Source organism: Yersinia sp. Marseille-Q3913 (assembly GCF_963892745.1).
Lineage (GTDB): Bacteria > Pseudomonadota > Gammaproteobacteria > Enterobacterales > Enterobacteriaceae > Yersinia > Yersinia bercovieri.
The window spans coordinates 15,795-34,693 of the sequence record NZ_CAWQAF010000088.1; the positions used below are offsets into that span (position 1 = coordinate 15,795).

Here is an 18,899-nt window from a genome sequence, read left to right on the forward strand (position 1 = left end):
TCTCTATTCGTAATTGTTTATTATGCTAATTAGGTTGTGCCGTTTGGCTTGTCATCGATTAAGCAACAGAATGAGCACTAAACTCAATATCCAATAACAAATATTGCCTTTTCACTTTTAATCATTCATTTTTATGGTGCTTTAATTAGATAATTGACAAAAAAAGGGAGCTAATATGGGTGAAATTTATCAAATCGATAATCTCGATCGCGGCATCCTAAACGCATTAATGGAAAATGCGCGCACACCTTACGCTGAATTGGCGAAAAACTTTGGTGTCAGCCCAGGCACCATACATGTGCGGGTGGAGAAAATGCGTCAGGCAGGAATCATCACTGCGGCTTGTGTTCACGTTAATCCAAAACAGCTGGGTTATGACGTGTGCTGCTTTATCGGCATTATCTTGAAAAGTGCAAAGGACTACCCGTCAGCGCTGAAAAAATTGGAAGGTTTAGAAGAAGTTGTCGAAGCCTATTACACGACAGGCCATTACAGCATCTTTATTAAGGTGATGTGTAAATCGATAGATGCGCTCCAACAAGTACTTATCAACAAGATCCAGACTATCGATGAGATCCAATCAACCGAGACACTAATCTCCCTGCAAAACCCCATCATGCGTACCATTGTGCCTTAAACCTTAAATAACTATACCCACATTATCCACAGGTAGATCCCAGCTGATTCACAGCGTACAATACCAGTTCATTACTTCGGTTGGGTTCTTTATGGCTGACATTACCTTGATCAGTGGCAGTACGCTCGGCAGTGCTGAATACGTTGCTGAACATTTAGCTGAAAAATTAGAAGAAGCGGGTTTCACCACAGAAACGCTTCATGGTCCTGAATTAGACGAACTAACGCTTGATGGCATGTGGTTAATCGTCACATCGACCCATGGCGCAGGCGATCTCCCGGATAACCTTCAACCATTATTAGAACAGATCGAAGAACAGAAGCCGGATCTCTCTCAGGTACGCTTTGGCGCAGTTGGTTTGGGTAGTTCTGAATATGACACTTTTTGCGGTGCCGTAAGACGGTTAGATCAACAGTTGATCGTTCAGGGAGCAAAAAGGTTGGGTGACATTTTAGAAATTGACGTCATTCAACATGAAATTCCGGAGGATCCAGCAGAGGTTTGGGTTAAAAATTGGATTAATTTACTCTAACTTGCTTAAAGATCACGCGATCGAATGTGTATAAGTATGCTTAAAAGCAGGGTAAAACCAGTACATATCCACATAGCAACCTTGTGACCTCCAAGTGCCTGTGCATAACATGCCATTTAGATCCCAGCTTATACGCAATAGGATCACCGATCATTCACAGCAATCGATCGTCCTTAATCCTATGATCTATCATGTGAATAATCACTTATCCACAGAGGATCACGATCCTAATAAGAGATCTAATAAAGAGATCTTTAAATAAAAAGATCTTCTTTTAATTAAGGGCGATCCTAAGCTGCTTGGTCGATCGTCTAAACTTGAGTAGAATCCCCCACCCCAGGGCAAACACAGAAATTCGCATAATGGCGAGGTGCAGTACCATGTTTTATCCAGATCAATTTGACGTCATCATCATTGGTGGTGGCCATGCCGGCACGGAAGCTGCAATGGCAGCGGCACGCATGGGACGTCAGACCTTATTGCTGACGCATAACATCGACACACTGGGGCAGATGTCTTGTAACCCAGCGATTGGCGGTATCGGTAAGGGACATTTGGTCAAAGAGATCGATGCTCTGGGCGGCCTGATGGCGAAAGCAACCGACCTCGCCGGGATTCAGTTTAGGATACTAAACGCCAGCAAAGGCCCCGCGGTAAGAGCAACTCGTGCTCAGGCTGACCGCGTTCTGTATCGCCAGGCGGTGCGTACTGCACTTGAAAATCAGCCTAACTTGATGATCTTCCAACAACCGGTAGAAGATCTGATTGTTGAAAATGATCGCGTTGTCGGTGCGGTCACTAAAATGGGCCTGAAATTTCGTGCTAAAGCGGTGGTACTCACCGTCGGTACTTTCCTTGATGGCAAAATTCATATTGGGCTGGAAAATTACAGCGGTGGTCGAGCGGGTGATCCGCCGTCAATCTCATTGTCACAGCGTCTGCGAGAATTACCTTTACGGGTCAATCGCTTGAAGACCGGTACACCACCGCGTATTGATGCACGAACAATCGATTTTAGCCAGTTAGCCCCTCAGTTGGGTGATACGCCAATTCCGGTATTTTCCTTCCTTGGCAATGCTGAGCAGCATCCTGAACAGATGGCGTGTCACATCACCTACACCAATGAAAAAACGCATGAAGTGATCCGCAACAATCTGGATCGTAGCCCAATGTATGCCGGGATCATTGAAGGGATCGGGCCACGTTACTGCCCATCGATCGAAGATAAAGTGATGCGTTTTGCCGATCGTAATTCACATCAAATCTTCCTTGAACCAGAAGGTTTGACCAGTAACGAGATCTACCCGAACGGTATTTCGACCAGTTTGCCTTTCGATGTTCAGATGCAAATAGTCCGCTCGATGAAAGGGCTGGAAAATGCGCGTATTGTTCGACCTGGCTATGCCATTGAGTATGATTTCTTCGATCCACGAGATTTGAAACCGACACTGGAAAGCAAATATATCCATGGTCTATTCTTTGCTGGGCAAATCAATGGGACTACCGGCTATGAAGAAGCAGCGGCTCAAGGGCTGCTTGCGGGGCTTAATGCGGGCCGTTTCGCTAATGATGAAGATGGATGGTCACCTCGTCGCGATGAAGCTTACCTTGGCGTGCTGGTGGACGATTTAAGCACCCTGGGAACAAAAGAACCCTATCGTATGTTTACCTCACGGGCTGAGTATCGCTTGATGCTACGTGAAGATAACGCTGATTTACGCCTGACTGAGATGGGCCGCAAATTAGGGCTGGTTGATGATGAACGTTGGGCACATTTCAGCAAAAAAATTGAGAAAATCGAAAAAGAACGCCAGCGTCTGCGTGATATCTGGGTACATCCTCTCTCCGAGAACGTATCTGAGATCAATACGTTACTGAAAGCACCCTTGTCAAAAGAAGCTAATGGTGAAGAGTTGCTGCGCCGCCCTGAAATTGACTACCGCCTGTTGATGACATTGCCCTCTTTTGGCCCGGCATTAACGGATCCGCAAGCTGCGGATCAAGTTGAAATTCAGGTCAAATATGAAGGTTATATTGCCCGTCAGCAGGAAGAAATTGAAAAACAGCTACGCAATGAGAACACGCTATTGCCAGCGGATCTTGATTATCAACAAGTATCTGGCTTATCAAATGAAGTCATTGCTAAGCTGAATGATCATAAACCTAACTCGATCGGGCAAGCTTCACGCATTTCAGGGATTACCCCAGCGGCTATCTCTATTTTGTTAGTTTGGCTGAAAAAACAGGGGTTGTTACGCCGTAGTGCATAACAATCAATATTTGGCTGTATAGCGAATAGTTAGCGGTACAGCCAAGTTATGCTCTATTTTCAGACCACAACTAACGATTCAAACAGCTGCTAAGCTAGATTATCATCCCTTGTATCGGCCCTTTACATACTGACTAAACATTTTTTGGTCAGGGGAAATTGTTGTGTTAATAAAATTAAATTATCTGCTCAACGCCGCAGACATTGAGTTACCCGATCAGCAAAAATTACAGCTTATAGGCTATGTCGAGCTGCTGCATAAGTGGAACAAAGCCTATAATCTGACTTCTGTTCGTGACCCACAGCAAATGCTGGTCCGCCATATTCTAGACAGCATCGTGGTTAATCCACACTTGCAAGGCAGCCGATTTATAGATGTTGGCACCGGTCCTGGGCTTCCAGGCATACCACTGGCCATTGTGCGTCCTGATGCACACTTTACGCTGCTCGATAGTCTGGGTAAGCGCGTGCGCTTTCTCCGGCAGGTACAACACGAATTAGGGTTAAGTAATATTGAGCCGGTACAAAGCCGGGTTGAGGAGTTCACCGCAAAACCACCATTTGATGGTGTAATAAGCCGTGCATTTGCATCGCTACAAGATATGCTGTCTTGGTGCCACCATCTGCCAGCCAAACCTGAGGGGCGTTTTTATGCGCTTAAAGGGGTAAGGCCCGATGATGAATTAGCGACACTGCCCGCAGGAATAACCCTTGAGTCGGTTGTGCGGTTGCAGGTGCCTGAATTGGAAGGTGAGCGCCATCTGGTCATTCTTAAGTCAAACTAACTTTGCTATTTATCAAAAAAATGTAATAAATCCTTAGTGGGCTACCGTAAAATTATCTGATTTATTGTTTTCAATGTTGATGAGTATTTATTCTCTTACTCTCGTTTGAATCGATTATATTTCACGTTTTGTTTACAAAATAAGCAGTAACATGTGTCATGACTATATTAAAAGCGGTCGAATAATAACGTTAGTCATTACTTTTCTCACAATATGGCTCTTTTTATGTATCCGAACTGTTACAAGAATATAATCTTAAATGTCAATGGGTAGTTTTTACTAAGTAGATAAGTTGTACGATAATGTTTTAATTTTAACATTATGATTTATAAAGTTTTTAATGGCTCTTTTCGTTAAAGACAAAGTAAAGCGTTATGCGATATAACTCAGTTTGTTTTAAGTTATGTGATCCGTTACACGCTTTATTGATAATGATTGGAATCGTCAGACAAATTAATGAGAGATTTATTCCGAGGCTTTTCTTGTCAAAATAGCCGTAAAGAATAAAATTTAAATAATTGTTCACCTTTTCGCTACTTATCGATTGAATTCGTTTGAGTGGCCCGTATAATTTGCTCGTTTTTTGCTGCTTGACTCAGTGGGGTAAAAAGCAGTTTTATACCTCACTCAGCATACCCTTAGTGTGGTTCAGAGAGAACAAACGTCATGCCTGTGTCCCTTTACAGTGGGAAAATTGCACGAAAGTTGCTGTTATTGCAGTTAATGACTTTTGTTGTTCTCAGTGCTGCTTTTGGCTTTAAAAGCCTGGAATGGAGTGCTTCTGCTCTGGCAGGAGGGCTGGCAGCCTGGTTGCCCAGCGCCATGTTTATGTTGTTTGCTTGTCGCCATCAAGCAGACACCGCTGCTCCGGGTCGTGTTGCGTGGTCGTTTGCCATTGGCGAAGGGTTAAAAGTTATCGTGACGATAATTTTGCTGATTGTGGCGTTAGGGCTGTTTAAAGCCGCATTTGCCCCACTTGGCTTAACCTATTTAGCGGTGCTAATTGTGCAGATATTGGCACCGGCCGTGATTAGCGGCTACCGTACTTAACAGTTATCGTATTTAGCGGTTATCGCATTTAACTACAAAAGGGTAAGAGGCATCATGTCTGCATCAGGAGAAATCTCTACTCCAAGGGACTACATAGGACACCACCTGAATAACCTTCAGTTGGACCTACGTACCTTTGAGTTGGTCAATCCCCACTCACCTGGCCCTGCAACGTTCTGGACGTTGAACATTGACTCTTTGTTCTTCTCTGTCGTGCTGGGGTTAGCTTTTCTGTTTGTATTCCGCAAAGTTGCGGCGGGTGCCACCAGTGGCGTGCCTGGCAAATTGCAGACAGCTGTTGAGCTAATTATCGGTTTTGTTGATAACAGCGTTCGGGATATGTACCACGGCAAAAGTAAAGTCATCGCACCATTAGCCCTGACCGTGTTTGTTTGGGTTTTATTGATGAACATGATGGACTTACTGCCAATCGATTTACTGCCTTACATCGGCGAGCATGTTTTTGGATTACCAGCACTTCGTGTGGTTCCTACTGCTGACGTGAGCATTACCTTGTCCATGGCATTAGGTGTATTCATCCTGATCCTGTTCTATAGCATTAAAATGAAAGGTGTAGGCGGCTTCGTAAAAGAATTAACGATGCAGCCGTTCAATCACCCGATATTTATTCCAGTTAACTTAATTCTGGAAGGTGTCAGCCTGCTGTCCAAACCGGTTTCACTGGGTCTGCGACTGTTCGGCAACATGTATGCGGGTGAGTTGATCTTCATCCTGATTGCTGGCCTGTTGCCGTGGTGGTCACAGTGGATGCTCAGTTTACCTTGGGCTATCTTCCACATACTGATTATTACGTTACAAGCCTTTATCTTCATGGTTCTGACGATTGTCTATCTGTCGATGGCGTCCGAAGAGCACTGATTTTCTTATAACATTACTGCGTTTTAACTGAAATAACTGGAGACTGTCATGGAAAACCTGAATATGGATCTGCTGTACATGGCTGCCGCTATAATGATGGGTTTAGCGGCAATCGGTGCTGCGATCGGTATCGGCATCCTGGGTGGTAAATTTTTGGAAGGCGCTGCACGTCAGCCTGACCTGATTCCTCTGCTGCGTACACAGTTCTTTATCGTCATGGGTCTGGTTGACGCCATCCCTATGATCGCTGTTGGTCTGGGTCTGTACGTGATGTTTGCTGTCGCGTAAGTAGAGTTTTCTCTACTGTGAAACTACACCAAACTATTAACTTTGAAAGAGGCATTGTGCTGTGAATCTTAACGCAACAATCCTCGGCCAGGCCATCGCGTTTGTCCTGTTTGTCCTGTTTTGTATGAAGTATATATGGCCGCCAATTATGGCTGCCATCGAGAAGCGTCAAAAAGAAATTGCTGACGGTCTCTCTTCTGCAGAGCGTGCCAAAAAAGATTTGGACTTAGCGCAAGCCAATGCGACCGACCAACTGAAGAAAGCTAAAGCAGAAGCACAGGTGATCATTGAGCAGGCAAGTAAACGCAAAGCTCAGATCCTTGATGAAGCTAAAGCTGAAGCTGAACAGGAACGTAACAAAATCGTGGCGCAAGCGCAGGCAGAGATCGACGCCGAACGTAAGCGCGCTCGTGAAGAGTTGCGTAAGCAAGTCGCGATGTTGGCTATAGCTGGCGCCGAGAAGATCATCGAACGTTCCGTGGATGAAGCTGCTAACAGCGACATCGTTGATAAACTGGTCGCTGAACTGTAAGGAGGGAGGGGCTGATGTCTGAATTTGTAACTGTAGCTCGCCCCTACGCCAAAGCAGCTTTTGACTTTGCTGTTGAGCACCAGGCGGTTGAGCGTTGGCAGAATATGCTAGCGTTTACTGCCCAAGTGACTCGCAATGAACAAATCGCTGAATTGCTTTCCGGTGCAGTCGCACCAGAAACAATGTCTAAGACGTTTATTGCAGTCTGTGGTGATCAGCTCGATGAACCCGCACAGAACTTCATTCGAGTTATGGCGGAGAATGGCCGTTTACTGGTTCTTCCTGAGGTGTTGGAGCAGTTTATTCAACTGCGTGCCTCACTGGAGTCAACCGTCGACGTCGAAGTGAGCTCAGCGAGTCCACTGAATGACGAACAGCTGGCTAAAATTGCCGCTGCGATGGAAAAACGTCTGTCACGCAAAGTTAAGCTGAATTGCAAAATCGATAAGTCTGTAATGGCCGGCGTAGTAATACGTGCGGGCGATATGGTGATAGATGGCAGCGTTCGCGGTCGTCTAGAACGCCTGGCGGACGTCTTGCAGTCTTAAGGGGACTGGAGCATATGCAACTGAATTCCACCGAAATCAGCGAACTGATCAAGCAGCGCATTGCTCAGTTCAATGTAGTGAGCGAAGCTCACAATGAAGGTACTATTGTTTCCGTCAGTGACGGGATCATCCGTGTACACGGTCTGGCCGATGTCATGCAGGGCGAGATGATCGCACTGCCAGGCAACCGTTACGCAATCGCACTGAACTTGGAGCGCGACTCCGTAGGTGCTGTAGTTATGGGTCCGTACGCCGATCTTGCCGAAGGCATGAAGGTTAAATGTACTGGCCGTATCCTGGAAGTTCCAGTCGGTCGTGGTCTGTTGGGTCGCGTCGTCAATACTCTGGGTGAACCTATCGATGGTAAAGGTCCGGTAGAAAACGACGGCTTCTCAGCTGTTGAAGCTATCGCACCTGGCGTTATCGAACGTCAATCCGTTGATGAACCTGTTCAGACTGGCTATAAGTCAGTCGATGCCATGATCCCAATCGGTCGTGGTCAGCGTGAATTGATCATCGGTGACCGTCAGACAGGTAAAACTGCCTTGGCGATTGATGCGATCATCAACCAGCGCGATTCCGGCATCAAGTGTGTGTATGTTGCTATCGGCCAGAAAGCCTCTACTGTTTCTAACGTAGTGCGTAAACTGGAAGAGCATGGCGCATTGGCTAACACCATTGTGGTTGTCGCTACTGCCTCAGAATCTGCAGCATTACAATACCTGGCACCGTACTCCGGTTGTGCCATGGGTGAATATTTCCGCGACCGCGGTGAAGATGCGCTGATTATTTATGATGACCTGTCCAAACAGGCTGTTGCATATCGTCAAATCTCCTTGCTGCTTCGTCGTCCACCAGGTCGTGAAGCTTATCCTGGCGACGTATTCTACCTTCACTCCCGTTTGCTGGAACGTGCTGCGCGTGTTAACGCTGACTACGTTGAAGCCTTTACCAAGGGTGAAGTGAAAGGTAAGACTGGTTCTTTGACCGCTCTGCCAATCATCGAAACTCAAGCAGGGGATGTTTCCGCGTTCGTTCCGACTAACGTAATTTCGATTACCGATGGTCAGATCTTCCTGGAATCCAGCCTGTTTAACGCCGGTATTCGTCCTGCGGTTAACCCAGGTATCTCCGTATCCCGTGTGGGTGGTGCAGCGCAAACCAAGATCATGAAAAAACTGTCCGGTGGTATCCGTACCGCGCTGGCACAGTATCGTGAACTTGCTGCGTTCTCCCAGTTCGCATCCGATTTGGATGATGCAACACGTAAACAGCTGAGCCATGGTCAGAAAGTGACCGAGCTTCTGAAACAGAAACAGTATGCGCCGATGTCGGTTGCGCAACAGTCTCTGGTTCTGTTCGCAGCTGAACGTGGTTATCTGGGCGATATCGAGTTGGCGAAGGTAGGTAGCTTCGAAGCTGCGCTGTTGGCGTTTGCTGACCGTGAGCACGCCGAACTTCTGCAACAAATCAACCAAACTGGCGCGTATAACGATGAGATCGAGGCCAAGCTGAAAGGCATCCTTGATACATTTAAGGCAACCCAGTCCTGGTAACGCTATGCGGCCCTGCTTTTCATTAGGAAAGCAGGCCGTCTGGCAATGAGGAGAAGCAGAAATGGCCGGCGCAAAAGAGATACGTTCCAAGATCGCTAGCGTGCAAAACACGCAAAAGATCACCAAAGCCATGGAGATGGTCGCCGCCTCCAAAATGCGTAAATCGCAAGAACGCATGGCGGCTAGCCGTCCTTATGCAGAAACAATGCGTAGTGTGATTGGTCACCTCGCGTTAGGTAATCTGGAATATAAGCATCCGTACCTGGAAGAGCGCGACGTTAAGCGTGTCGGGTATCTGGTGGTTTCTACAGACCGTGGCTTGTGCGGTGGTTTGAACATTAACCTGTTCAAAAAACTGTTGTCTGAGATGAAAGGTTGGTCTGAAAAAGGCGTTGAATGTGATTTAGCGCTGATCGGGTCAAAAGCGGCTTCTTTCTTTGGTTCCGTGGGCGGCAAGATTGTTGCTCAGGTAACTGGCATGGGGGATAACCCTTCTCTGTCAGAACTTATCGGGCCGGTTAAAGTCATGCTGCAAGCCTATGATGAAGGTCGTCTGGATAAACTGTATATCGTGAATAACAAGTTTATCAATACGATGTCTCAGGAACCACGGATCATGCAGCTACTCCCTCTTCCGCCAGCGGAAGACGGTGAGCTGAAGAAGAAATCCTGGGATTACCTGTATGAACCCGATCCTAAAGCACTGCTGGATACCCTCCTGCGCCGCTATGTGGAATCGCAAGTTTATCAGGGCGTCGTTGAAAACCTGGCCAGCGAACAGGCCGCGCGAATGGTAGCGATGAAAGCCGCCACCGATAACGGCGGTAGTCTGATCAAAGAGCTGCAGTTGGTTTACAACAAGGCTCGTCAGGCCAGCATCACTCAGGAACTCACCGAGATCGTCGGGGGAGCCTCCGCGGTTTAACCAGGTTATTACCCTAAATAGTTCAGATTGCAGGAAGGCAGCCATTGCATCAGCAACTTGAAATATGGCGGGTAAACGTATTACGTAGAGGATTCAAGATGGCTACTGGAAAGATTATCCAGGTAATCGGCGCCGTAGTGGACGTCGAATTCCCCCAAGACGCTGTACCAAAAGTGTACAACGCCCTTGAGGTTGAAGGCGCAGCTCAGAAGCTGGTGCTGGAAGTTCAGCAACAGCTGGGCGGTGGTGTTGTTCGTTGTATCGCAATGGGCTCTTCTGATGGTCTGAGCCGCGGGTTGAAAGTCATCAACCTGGAACACCCAATTGAAGTGCCAGTGGGTAAATCAACTCTGGGCCGTATCATGAACGTATTGGGTGACCCAATCGACATGAAAGGTCCTATCGGTGAAGAAGAGCGTTGGGCAATCCACCGCGAAGCGCCTTCTTACGAAGAGCTTGCCAGCTCGCAAGATCTGTTAGAAACCGGCATTAAGGTAATGGATCTGATTTGTCCGTTCGCTAAGGGCGGTAAAGTCGGTCTGTTCGGTGGTGCGGGTGTGGGTAAAACAGTCAACATGATGGAGCTGATTCGTAACATTGCGATTGAGCACTCAGGTTATTCTGTATTTGCCGGTGTGGGCGAGCGTACTCGTGAGGGTAACGACTTCTACCACGAGATGACTGACTCCAACGTTCTGGACAAAGTATCCTTGGTTTATGGCCAGATGAATGAGCCACCAGGTAACCGTCTGCGCGTTGCACTGACCGGCTTGACCATGGCGGAGAAATTCCGTGATGAAGGTCGTGACGTACTGTTATTCATCGATAACATCTATCGTTATACCCTGGCCGGTACAGAGGTATCTGCACTGCTGGGTCGTATGCCATCAGCGGTAGGCTATCAGCCAACGCTGGCAGAAGAGATGGGTGTGTTGCAGGAACGTATTACTTCCACCAAGACGGGTTCAATCACCTCCGTACAGGCCGTTTACGTACCTGCGGATGACTTGACTGACCCATCACCAGCAACCACCTTTGCTCACTTGGATGCAACCGTCGTTCTGAGTCGTCAAATCGCCTCTTTGGGTATTTACCCAGCGGTTGACCCACTTGACTCCACCAGCCGTCAGCTCGATCCGCTGGTTGTTGGTCAGGAGCACTACGATGTAGCGCGTGGCGTGCAGTCTATTCTGCAACGTTACCAGGAGCTGAAAGATATCATCGCTATCTTGGGTATGGACGAGTTGTCAGAAGATGACAAACTGGTTGTATCCCGTGCGCGTAAAATCCAGCGCTTCCTGTCTCAACCGTTCTTCGTGGCAGAAGTCTTTACCGGTTCTCCGGGCAAGTTCGTGTCGCTGAAAGATACCATTCGTGGTTTCAAAGGCATCATGAACGGCGACTACGACCACCTGCCGGAACAGGCGTTCTACATGGTTGGCACCATTGAAGAAGCAGTGGAAAAAGCCAAGAAACTGTAACGCTGTTGACTGGAGGGTGACATGGCTGCAATGACTTACCATCTGGATGTTGTGAGCGCAGAGAAAAAGATGTTCTCTGGCGTGGTGCAAAAGATTCAGGTGACGGGTAGTGAAGGTGAACTGGGGATTTTCCCTGGCCATGCCCCACTGCTCACTGCCATTAAGCCTGGCATGATACGTATCGTTAAGCAGTTCGGTGAGGAAGAGTTTATCTATCTTTCTGGCGGCATCCTTGAGGTGCAACCGAGTGTTGTGATCGTATTGGCTGACACTGCTATTCGTGGGCAGGATCTGGACGAAGCTAAGGCGCTGGAATCTAAGCGCAAAGCAGAAGCCCATATCAATAACTCCCATGGTGATGTCGACTATGCTCAGGCATCCGCTGAATTGGCGAAAGCGATTGCGAAATTACGCGTAATCGAATTGACCAGGAAAGCGATGTAATTTTATATCATGTGGCTTTTTAGATTTTCCCTTATGGATATCTGATTGGCAACGCACTGATTTATAAATTATTGTCTATAGAATGCCAGTCAGTAAGCTGATTGGCATTTTTTTCATCCCCACTTTGCATCGCCGCGACGAATCCCCCAACCTATAATTTGAAGCTCCCCTCCCAATTGCCTATTCTGTGCTTAATTAATCCTAAGCTAAACTAAAAGAGTTTCTTTCTGAAAACTCTTGTTTCTTGACGTAAAATAAGTGGTTAATAGCCTGAATGAGTGAATGTATTTTGATAAAAAGATGGCAGAAAACGTCGCTGATCGCAGACACTTTTCGCTACATTTTTTCGTTACATGGTCAGTCGCTACAACCCTTTAACCATGCGGGTTGAGTCCATTTTTCGCTGAGAAATATGTAGTAATTATTTCGCCAAACAGGTTTACTTCCGTCTATTAAATTGGAGTTATCAGGTTGCTTATGTCTAACAGCTCAATGAGTGTAGTCATCCTTGCCGCAGGTAAGGGAACTCGCATGTATTCCGACCTTCCTAAGGTGTTACACCCATTGGCAGGTAAGCCGATGGTTCAGCATGTTATTGATGCGGCCATGAAGCTGGGCGCACAAAATGTCCATTTGGTATACGGACACGGTGGCGAGTTGCTGAAAAAGAGGCTGTCTGATCCCTCATTGAACTGGGTATTGCAGGCGGAACAGCTTGGTACAGGGCATGCAATGCAGCAAGCCGCACCACATTTTTCTGATGATGAAGATGTGTTGATGCTATACGGCGATGTGCCGTTGATCTCTGTTGATACCCTGCAACGCCTGTTGGCCGCTAAGCCGCAAGGTGGCATTGGCTTGTTGACGGTGAAGCTGGATGACCCAAGTGGCTATGGCCGCATTGTGCGTGAAAATGGTGATGTGGTGGGGATCGTTGAGCATAAAGATGCCAGCGATGCGCAGCGCGAGATAAGTGAAATCAACACCGGAATACTGGTGGCGAACGGACGTGACTTAAAACGTTGGCTATCGCGGTTAGATAATAACAATGCTCAGGGTGAGTTTTATATCACCGATATTATTGCTATGGCCCATGCTGATGGACAGAAGATTGCTACCGTCCATCCTACTCGCCTGAGTGAGGTTGAAGGTGTCAATAACCGCCTGCAATTGGCGACTCTTGAGCGGGTATTCCAGTGCGAACAAGCAGAAAAACTGTTGTTAGCGGGGGTTATGTTACTGGACCCTGCGCGCTTTGATTTGCGCGGAGAATTAACACATGGGCGCGATATCACTATCGACACCAATGTCATCATTGAAGGTCATGTGACTTTAGGTGATCGGGTTCGTATTGGTACTGGATGTGTGCTGAAAAATTGTGTTATTGGCGATGATTCAGAAATCAGCCCTTACACGGTTTTGGAGGACTCTCGTCTGGATGCCGGCTGTACTGTTGGCCCATTTGCCCGCTTGCGCCCAGGGGCTGAGTTAGCGGAAGGCGCACACGTCGGTAACTTTGTTGAAATCAAGAAAACCCGCCTGGGCAAAGGCTCGAAAGCGGGTCATCTCTCCTATTTAGGTGATGCTGAAATTGGTTCTGGCGTAAATATCGGCGCAGGGACCATAACTTGCAACTATGATGGAGCTAATAAGTTTAAAACGATTATTGGCGATAATGTCTTTGTTGGCTCTGATACTCAGCTGGTGGCTCCCGTTACTGTCGCTAATGGTGTCACCATCGCTGCGGGGACGACCGTGACCCGTGATATCGCTGAAAATGAGCTAGTCCTCAGCCGTGTTAAGCAGGTGCATGTTCAGGGCTGGCAACGTCCGGTGAAGAAAAAATAACTATTTAAAACAGCCCCTTTAAGGTGAAGTCTTCTGCTTTGAAGGGGTGTTTTGCCCTGTATTTTTGGCCAATGTATTCAAGCTGAGAATACAGAACAAAACATAATAATCCCCAACTCTACAGGCTCGGGGAACCCGGAAAATCCGGAAAATCAGGTCACTGACATCGACAAGGTTCTAACAGAACCTTACATAGGAAGAAAACAGATGTGTGGAATAGTTGGCGCAGTAGCGCAACGTGATATCGCTGAGATTCTGATCGAAGGTTTACGTCGTCTTGAATACCGTGGCTATGACTCTGCGGGTTTAGCCGTGGTTGATGCTGAAGGTCACATGACCCGTTTACGTCGGGTGGGTAAAGTTCAGGCACTGTCTGACGCGGCCGAGAATCAGGAGCTGCATGGTGGTACTGGGATTGCACATACCCGCTGGGCTACCCATGGTGAGCCATCAGAGGCGAATGCGCACCCTCATGTTTCTGACTATATCTCCGTGGTTCACAACGGCATTATTGAAAACCACGAACCTTTACGTGAATTATTGATTGGCCGTGGTTATCGTTTCAGTTCTGAAACTGATACTGAAGTTATTGCTCACTTGGTGCATTGGGAGCAAAAACAGGGTGGTTCGTTGCTGGAAGTGGTTAAGCGCGTCATCCCGCAATTGCGTGGCGCTTACGGCGCTGTGGTGATGGATAGTCGTGATCCAAGCCGGCTGGTCGCTGCTCGCTCAGGTAGCCCATTGGTGATCGGTTGTGGCGTTGGCGAAAACTTTATCGCCTCAGACCAGTTGGCCCTGCTGCCAGTAACTCGCCGCTTTATCTTCCTGGAAGAGGGGGATGTCGTTGAGGTCACTCGTCGCAGCATCGAGATTTTTGATAAGCAGGGCAATGCGATTGAGCGCCCTGAAATCGAATCTCAAGTGCAATACGATGCCGGTGATAAAGGTGTGTACCGCCACTACATGCAGAAAGAGATTTATGAGCAGCCAATGGCGATTAAAAATACGCTGGAAGGCCGCTTAAATCATGGTGCGATTGATCTCTCTGAGCTTGGTCCAAAAGCTGATGCTCTGCTGGCTAATGTGCAGCATATTCAAATCATTGCCTGTGGGACGTCTTACAACTCCGGCATGGTTTCGCGTTATTGGTTCGAGTCATTGGCTGGTGTGCCTTGCGACGTGGAAATCGCGTCGGAATTCCGTTACCGCAAATCAGCTGTGCGCCCTAACAGCCTGTTGATCACTCTGTCTCAATCGGGTGAAACCGCCGATACATTGGCTGCTCTGCGCTTATCAAAAGAGTTGGGGTATTTAGGTTCATTGGCAATTTGTAACGTAGCCGGCTCCTCACTGGTGCGTGAATCAGATTTAGCGTTAATGACTAAAGCGGGCACTGAGATTGGCGTAGCTTCAACCAAAGCCTTCACCACTCAATTGACAGTTTTACTGATGCTGGTGGGTCGTATTGGTAAGCTGAAAGGCGCTGATGCCAGCCTGGAACAGAATATTGTTCATGCGCTACAGGCACTGCCTGCCCGTATTGAGCAAATGCTGTCTCTGGATAAAACCATTGAAGCGCTGGCTGAAGGTTTCTCCGATAAGCACAATGCATTGTTCCTTGGCCGTGGTGATCAATACCCGATCGCGATGGAAGGTGCATTGAAACTGAAAGAGATCTCCTATATTCATGCGGAAGCTTATGCGGCCGGTGAATTGAAACATGGGCCATTGGCATTGATTGATGCTGATATGCCGGTCATTGTGGTCGCACCAAACAATGAATTGTTGGAAAAACTGAAATCCAACATTGAGGAAGTGCGCGCACGTGGTGGCCTGCTGTATGTGTTTGCTGATCAAGATGCCGGTTTCACTGATAGCGAAGGGATGAAAATCATTCAGTTGCCTCACGTGGAAGAGATTATTGCCCCTATCTTCTACACTGTGCCGCTACAGCTATTGTCCTATCACGTCGCCTTAATTAAAGGCACTGATGTGGATCAGCCACGTAACCTGGCAAAATCAGTCACGGTTGAATAATTCGCGATAACTATTCCACAGGTTTTGTGGGATAACAAAAGAGTTATCGATCTTAAAACCCGGTCTGTTGGTTAAAAAACAGACCGGGTTTTTATGGTTAATTTAAATTGCCTGTCAACCGCCGATGAAAATCGCTGCTGCGCATATCCAGCCCTTCAATAGTTACCCTGGCCCCATAACGTTGATAGCGATACTCAATGCCATCTAAAGCGGCAACAGTAGAAGCATCCCAAATCTGCGCATGTGTAAGATCAATGATGACTTTTTTAGGATCATGGGCATAATCGAAATGCTCGAACAGGTCATTGCTACTGGCAAAAAATAGTGGGCCGCGCACGGTATAGCGCACACTTTCGCCATCATCACTTATTGTCCGCTCGGCGTGGATCACATGGGCGATACGGCGGGCAAATAGCATTATCGCAACGATAACCCCAGCAAATACCCCCAGCGCGAGGTTACTGGTCCATACTGTCACCACCACAGTGAGCACCATCACCCATGTTTCTGACCAGGGCATCCGTTTTAGAGTCACCGGTTGCAGGCTGTGCCAGTTAACGGTTTTCACCGCGACCACCATCATGATACCGGCGAGCACCACCATCGGGATCTGTGCCAGCAGATTGCTCAGGCCAGTGACGAGCAGCAGTAAGACGATAGCTGCTGCGACAGTTGAAACGCGACTCCGGGCTTTGCCCAATTCAACATTGACAATGGTTTGACCAATCATCGCACAGCCGGCAATACCACCATAAAAACCAGCAAGAATATTACCGATCCCGAGACCCCAAGACTCTCGACGCTTACTTGATGGCGTATCAGTGATGTCATCGACCAGTTTCGCCGTTAACAGTGACTCCATCAGCCCGACAAAAGCGATACTTAAGGCTGTTGGCCATATGATTTGCAGTGTTTGCCAGTTCAGCGGAACCAAAAGTTGGGTGAGTCCGGGTAAACCGGGAGTCATTGGCCCCTCATCACCCACATTAGGTAGTCGGTAACCCATCAGCAAAGCAACAGCAGTGACGACCATAATAGCGATAAGTGGCGAAGGTACAGTTTTGAGAATGCGCGGGAGTAGCAAAACAATGAGTAGAGTAATAATAAGCATCCCCCACACCATCCCTGATTGCCCCCAGACGTGCGGCACCTGAGCAAAAAATATCAGGATACCCAGCGCATTCACAAAACCAATCATCACCGAGCGTGGGATATAGCGCATCATGCGAGACAGTCCCGTGATACCGAACAGGATTTGAATGACACCTCCGATCACGACAGCAGGCAGAATGTATTCGACGCCATGCGCATGGACCATTGGGCCGATGACCAGTGCGACTGAACCGGCGGCGGCGGTGACCATTGCAGGGCGGCCACCCAAAATAGAGAGTGTCAGACATAATACAATCGACGCGATCAGACTCACTTTCGGATCGACACCGGCAATGACAGAGAATGAGATCACTTCAGGAATGAGTGCGAGCGCTGTCACAATCCCGGCCAGGCACTCACGTGTCATTAATTTGGGTGATTTCAACACCTGCACTACGCGCAACGTATCGCCCGACTCTTCAGCGCTAGTGAGGTTGTTATTGTTACTCATGGTTTTTCAGTCTCTTGTCATTATTTATCAGGTAAATCTCACCGAGCATTGGCAGAAGTTATCAGCAGTTAAAACCCAGACAGGTCGCCATAGCTGTCACACCATTTGCGACTGTGATCCATAAAATAGCAAAATACGCATAATACTCGTATTTCGTTTCATTGCTGCTATCCGTGTGACGGCCATACTATCTTTCATTGAATAAGGTAATTATCGTGTTAGATATTTAAGTTGAGCTGGTATAAAAATAGATTTTAATCAAATAGTTAGTTATACCACTGCTGATTGTCATATAACTGTAATATTTCGTACATTTTTCTGTCATTAAACTGTCCTATTTTCCCTCCTGCACCATACTTAATCTGATGAAAACAATTTAGAGTTAATTCTAATATCCCATTAGGAGGGATTATGAAACTGATGCGTACCACCGTAGCCAGCATTGTGGCAGCGACTTTATCTATGACAACCCTGTCCGCGTTCGCTGCTGCAAGCCTGACAGGTGCAGGTGCGACATTCCCCGCGCCGGTGTATGCCAAGTGGGCAGATTCTTATCAGAAAGAAACAGGTAACAAAGTTAACTATCAGGGGATCGGCTCTTCAGGTGGCGTGAAACAGATTATCGCCAACACGGTTGATTTCGGTGCCTCTGATGCGCCATTAACAGACGATAAACTGGCTGCTGAAGGTTTGTTCCAATTCCCAACAGTGATTGGCGGTGTGGTACTGGCCGTGAATATCCCTGGCATTAAATCCGGTGAACTGACATTAGACGGTAAAACACTGGGTGATATTTATCTGGGCAATGTTAAAAAATGGAATGACCCGGCAATCGTTAAATTGAACCCAGGTGTTAAATTACCTGATCAAAATATCGCTGTGGTGCGTCGTGCTGACGGTTCTGGCACCTCATTCGTTTTCACCAGCTATCTGGCGAAAGTGAATGCAGATTGGAAAGAGAAAGTGGGTGCAGGCTCTACAGTTAACTGGCCAACCGGTTTGGGTGGCAAAGGTAACGACGGCATCGCCGCATTTGTTCAGCGCCTTCCAGGTGCCATTGGTTATGTTGAATACGCTTACGCCAAACAGAATAACCTGGCTTACACCAAACTGGTTTCTGCTGATGGAAAACCGGTTAGCCCGACTGAGCAGAGCTTTAGTGCAGCGGCTAAAGGCGTAGACTGGAGCAAAACATTCGCTCAAGATTTAACCAATCAGAAAGGTGATAATGTCTGGCCAATTACCTCAACAACCTTCATTTTGGTGCACAAAGAGCAGAAAAATGCGGCTAACGGCACTGAAGTTCTGAAGTTCTTTGATTGGGGTTACACGCACGGTGCTAAACAAGCTAACGCGCTGGATTACGCTACATTACCAGCCGAAGTTGTTGAGCAAGTCCGTGCTGCCTGGAAGACTCAGATTAAAGATAGCAGCGGTAAGCCAATCTTCTGATTGAAGCCAGTTTTACCTGCAAATTGATTTATA

At 47.5% G+C, this 18,899-nt stretch carries 17 protein-coding genes; 16 read left to right on the forward strand and 1 reads right to left on the reverse strand.

The genetic code is table 11. The features are described 5' to 3' along the window. Nucleotides 1-175 precede the first annotated feature (175 nt). From asnC to glmS, 15 genes are all read left to right on the forward strand, one after another. Entirely contained in the window at nt 176-637 is a 462-nt protein-coding gene (asnC, locus tag AACW11_RS19250) for a transcriptional regulator AsnC (RefSeq protein WP_049601040.1), read from the forward strand. Between the two features lie 91 nt (nt 638-728). Then, complete coding sequence (gene mioC / locus AACW11_RS19255; RefSeq protein ID WP_212585211.1) at nt 729-1,169, forward strand: FMN-binding protein MioC; 441 nt, start codon at nt 729-731, stop codon at nt 1,167-1,169. A gap of 380 nt (nt 1,170-1,549) precedes the next feature. Beyond that, nucleotides 1,550-3,439, forward strand: a complete 1,890-nt coding sequence (gene mnmG / locus AACW11_RS19260; protein ID WP_212585212.1) for a tRNA uridine-5-carboxymethylaminomethyl(34) synthesis enzyme MnmG — start codon at nt 1,550-1,552, stop codon at nt 3,437-3,439. 163 nt (nt 3,440-3,602) lie between these two features. Next, complete coding sequence (gene rsmG / locus AACW11_RS19265; RefSeq protein WP_212585213.1) at nt 3,603-4,223, forward strand: 16S rRNA (guanine(527)-N(7))-methyltransferase RsmG; 621 nt, start codon at nt 3,603-3,605, stop codon at nt 4,221-4,223. A gap of 666 nt (nt 4,224-4,889) precedes the next feature. Continuing rightward, nucleotides 4,890-5,273, forward strand: coding sequence for a F0F1 ATP synthase subunit I (gene atpI / locus AACW11_RS19270; RefSeq protein ID WP_212585214.1), 384 nt, complete (start codon nt 4,890-4,892; stop codon nt 5,271-5,273). 54 nt (nt 5,274-5,327) lie between these two features. After that, nucleotides 5,328-6,152 (forward strand): F0F1 ATP synthase subunit A, encoded by an 825-nt coding sequence (gene atpB / locus AACW11_RS19275; RefSeq protein WP_005161179.1) that lies wholly within the window; start codon nt 5,328-5,330, stop codon nt 6,150-6,152. Nucleotides 6,153-6,200: 48 nt separating this feature from the next. Next, entirely contained in the window at nt 6,201-6,440 is a 240-nt protein-coding gene (gene atpE / locus AACW11_RS19280) for a F0F1 ATP synthase subunit C (RefSeq protein ID WP_004393045.1), read from the forward strand. A gap of 61 nt (nt 6,441-6,501) precedes the next feature. Next, nucleotides 6,502-6,972, forward strand: coding sequence for a F0F1 ATP synthase subunit B (atpF, locus tag AACW11_RS19285; RefSeq protein ID WP_004393038.1), 471 nt, complete (start codon nt 6,502-6,504; stop codon nt 6,970-6,972). 14 nt (nt 6,973-6,986) lie between these two features. Continuing rightward, complete coding sequence (atpH, locus tag AACW11_RS19290) at nt 6,987-7,520, forward strand: F0F1 ATP synthase subunit delta (protein ID WP_212585215.1); 534 nt, start codon at nt 6,987-6,989, stop codon at nt 7,518-7,520. A gap of 14 nt (nt 7,521-7,534) precedes the next feature. Continuing rightward, nucleotides 7,535-9,076, forward strand: coding sequence for a F0F1 ATP synthase subunit alpha (gene atpA, locus AACW11_RS19295; protein ID WP_004707324.1), 1,542 nt, complete (start codon nt 7,535-7,537; stop codon nt 9,074-9,076). A 61-nt stretch (nt 9,077-9,137) separates the two neighbouring features. After that, nucleotides 9,138-10,001: a F0F1 ATP synthase subunit gamma gene (atpG, locus tag AACW11_RS19300; RefSeq protein WP_019212629.1), complete on the forward strand. Its 864-nt coding sequence runs from the start codon at nt 9,138-9,140 to the stop codon at nt 9,999-10,001. A 98-nt stretch (nt 10,002-10,099) separates the two neighbouring features. Next, nucleotides 10,100-11,482 (forward strand): F0F1 ATP synthase subunit beta, encoded by a 1,383-nt coding sequence (gene atpD, locus AACW11_RS19305; protein ID WP_032814812.1) that lies wholly within the window; start codon nt 10,100-10,102, stop codon nt 11,480-11,482. 21 nt (nt 11,483-11,503) lie between these two features. After that, a complete protein-coding gene (locus AACW11_RS19310) occupies nt 11,504-11,926 on the forward strand; it encodes a F0F1 ATP synthase subunit epsilon (protein WP_004875717.1) in 423 nt (140 codons plus the stop codon). A 477-nt stretch (nt 11,927-12,403) separates the two neighbouring features. Beyond that, nucleotides 12,404-13,774 carry a bifunctional UDP-N-acetylglucosamine diphosphorylase/glucosamine-1-phosphate N-acetyltransferase GlmU gene (glmU, locus tag AACW11_RS19315; RefSeq protein ID WP_212585216.1) on the forward strand — a complete coding sequence of 457 codons (1,371 nt, stop codon included), beginning with the start codon at nt 12,404-12,406 and terminating at the stop codon, nt 13,772-13,774. 207 nt (nt 13,775-13,981) lie between these two features. After that, entirely contained in the window at nt 13,982-15,811 is a 1,830-nt protein-coding gene (gene glmS / locus AACW11_RS19320) for a glutamine--fructose-6-phosphate transaminase (isomerizing) (protein WP_212585217.1), read from the forward strand. Between the two features lie 97 nt (nt 15,812-15,908). Here the strand turns inward: glmS and AACW11_RS19325 are convergent, their stop codons facing one another. Further along, on the reverse strand, nt 15,909-17,414 hold the full coding sequence (locus AACW11_RS19325) for a SulP family inorganic anion transporter (RefSeq protein ID WP_212585218.1): 1,506 nt from the start codon (nt 17,412-17,414) through the stop codon (nt 15,909-15,911). Nucleotides 17,415-17,825: 411 nt separating this feature from the next. On the opposite strand from AACW11_RS19325, the gene pstS reads away from it, so the two are divergent. Continuing rightward, nucleotides 17,826-18,866 carry a phosphate ABC transporter substrate-binding protein PstS gene (gene pstS / locus AACW11_RS19330; RefSeq protein WP_212585219.1) on the forward strand — a complete coding sequence of 347 codons (1,041 nt, stop codon included), beginning with the start codon at nt 17,826-17,828 and terminating at the stop codon, nt 18,864-18,866. The last annotated feature ends 33 nt before the right edge of the window (nt 18,867-18,899 follow it).

What these genes read in the sequence shown, in the direction of transcription:
- atpE (WP_004393045.1), top strand. Translation starts at nt 6,201, where the DNA reads ATGGAAAACCTGAATATGGATCTGCTGTACATGGCTGCCGCTATAATG.
- asnC (WP_049601040.1), top strand. Translation starts at nt 176, where the DNA reads ATGGGTGAAATTTATCAAATCGATAATCTCGATCGCGGCATCCTAAAC.
- atpG (WP_019212629.1), top strand. Translation starts at nt 9,138, where the DNA reads ATGGCCGGCGCAAAAGAGATACGTTCCAAGATCGCTAGCGTGCAAAAC.
- glmS (WP_212585217.1), top strand. Translation starts at nt 13,982, where the DNA reads ATGTGTGGAATAGTTGGCGCAGTAGCGCAACGTGATATCGCTGAGATT.
- pstS (WP_212585219.1), top strand. Translation starts at nt 17,826, where the DNA reads ATGAAACTGATGCGTACCACCGTAGCCAGCATTGTGGCAGCGACTTTA.
- glmU (WP_212585216.1), top strand. Translation starts at nt 12,404, where the DNA reads ATGTCTAACAGCTCAATGAGTGTAGTCATCCTTGCCGCAGGTAAGGGA.
- atpA (WP_004707324.1), top strand. Translation starts at nt 7,535, where the DNA reads ATGCAACTGAATTCCACCGAAATCAGCGAACTGATCAAGCAGCGCATT.
- atpH (WP_212585215.1), top strand. Translation starts at nt 6,987, where the DNA reads ATGTCTGAATTTGTAACTGTAGCTCGCCCCTACGCCAAAGCAGCTTTT.
- mnmG (WP_212585212.1), top strand. Translation starts at nt 1,550, where the DNA reads ATGTTTTATCCAGATCAATTTGACGTCATCATCATTGGTGGTGGCCAT.
- mioC (WP_212585211.1), top strand. Translation starts at nt 729, where the DNA reads ATGGCTGACATTACCTTGATCAGTGGCAGTACGCTCGGCAGTGCTGAA.
- atpB (WP_005161179.1), top strand. Translation starts at nt 5,328, where the DNA reads ATGTCTGCATCAGGAGAAATCTCTACTCCAAGGGACTACATAGGACAC.
- AACW11_RS19310 (WP_004875717.1), top strand. Translation starts at nt 11,504, where the DNA reads ATGGCTGCAATGACTTACCATCTGGATGTTGTGAGCGCAGAGAAAAAG.
- AACW11_RS19325 (WP_212585218.1), bottom strand. Translation starts at nt 17,414, where the DNA reads ATGAGTAACAATAACAACCTCACTAGCGCTGAAGAGTCGGGCGATACG.
- atpI (WP_212585214.1), top strand. Translation starts at nt 4,890, where the DNA reads ATGCCTGTGTCCCTTTACAGTGGGAAAATTGCACGAAAGTTGCTGTTA.
- atpD (WP_032814812.1), top strand. Translation starts at nt 10,100, where the DNA reads ATGGCTACTGGAAAGATTATCCAGGTAATCGGCGCCGTAGTGGACGTC.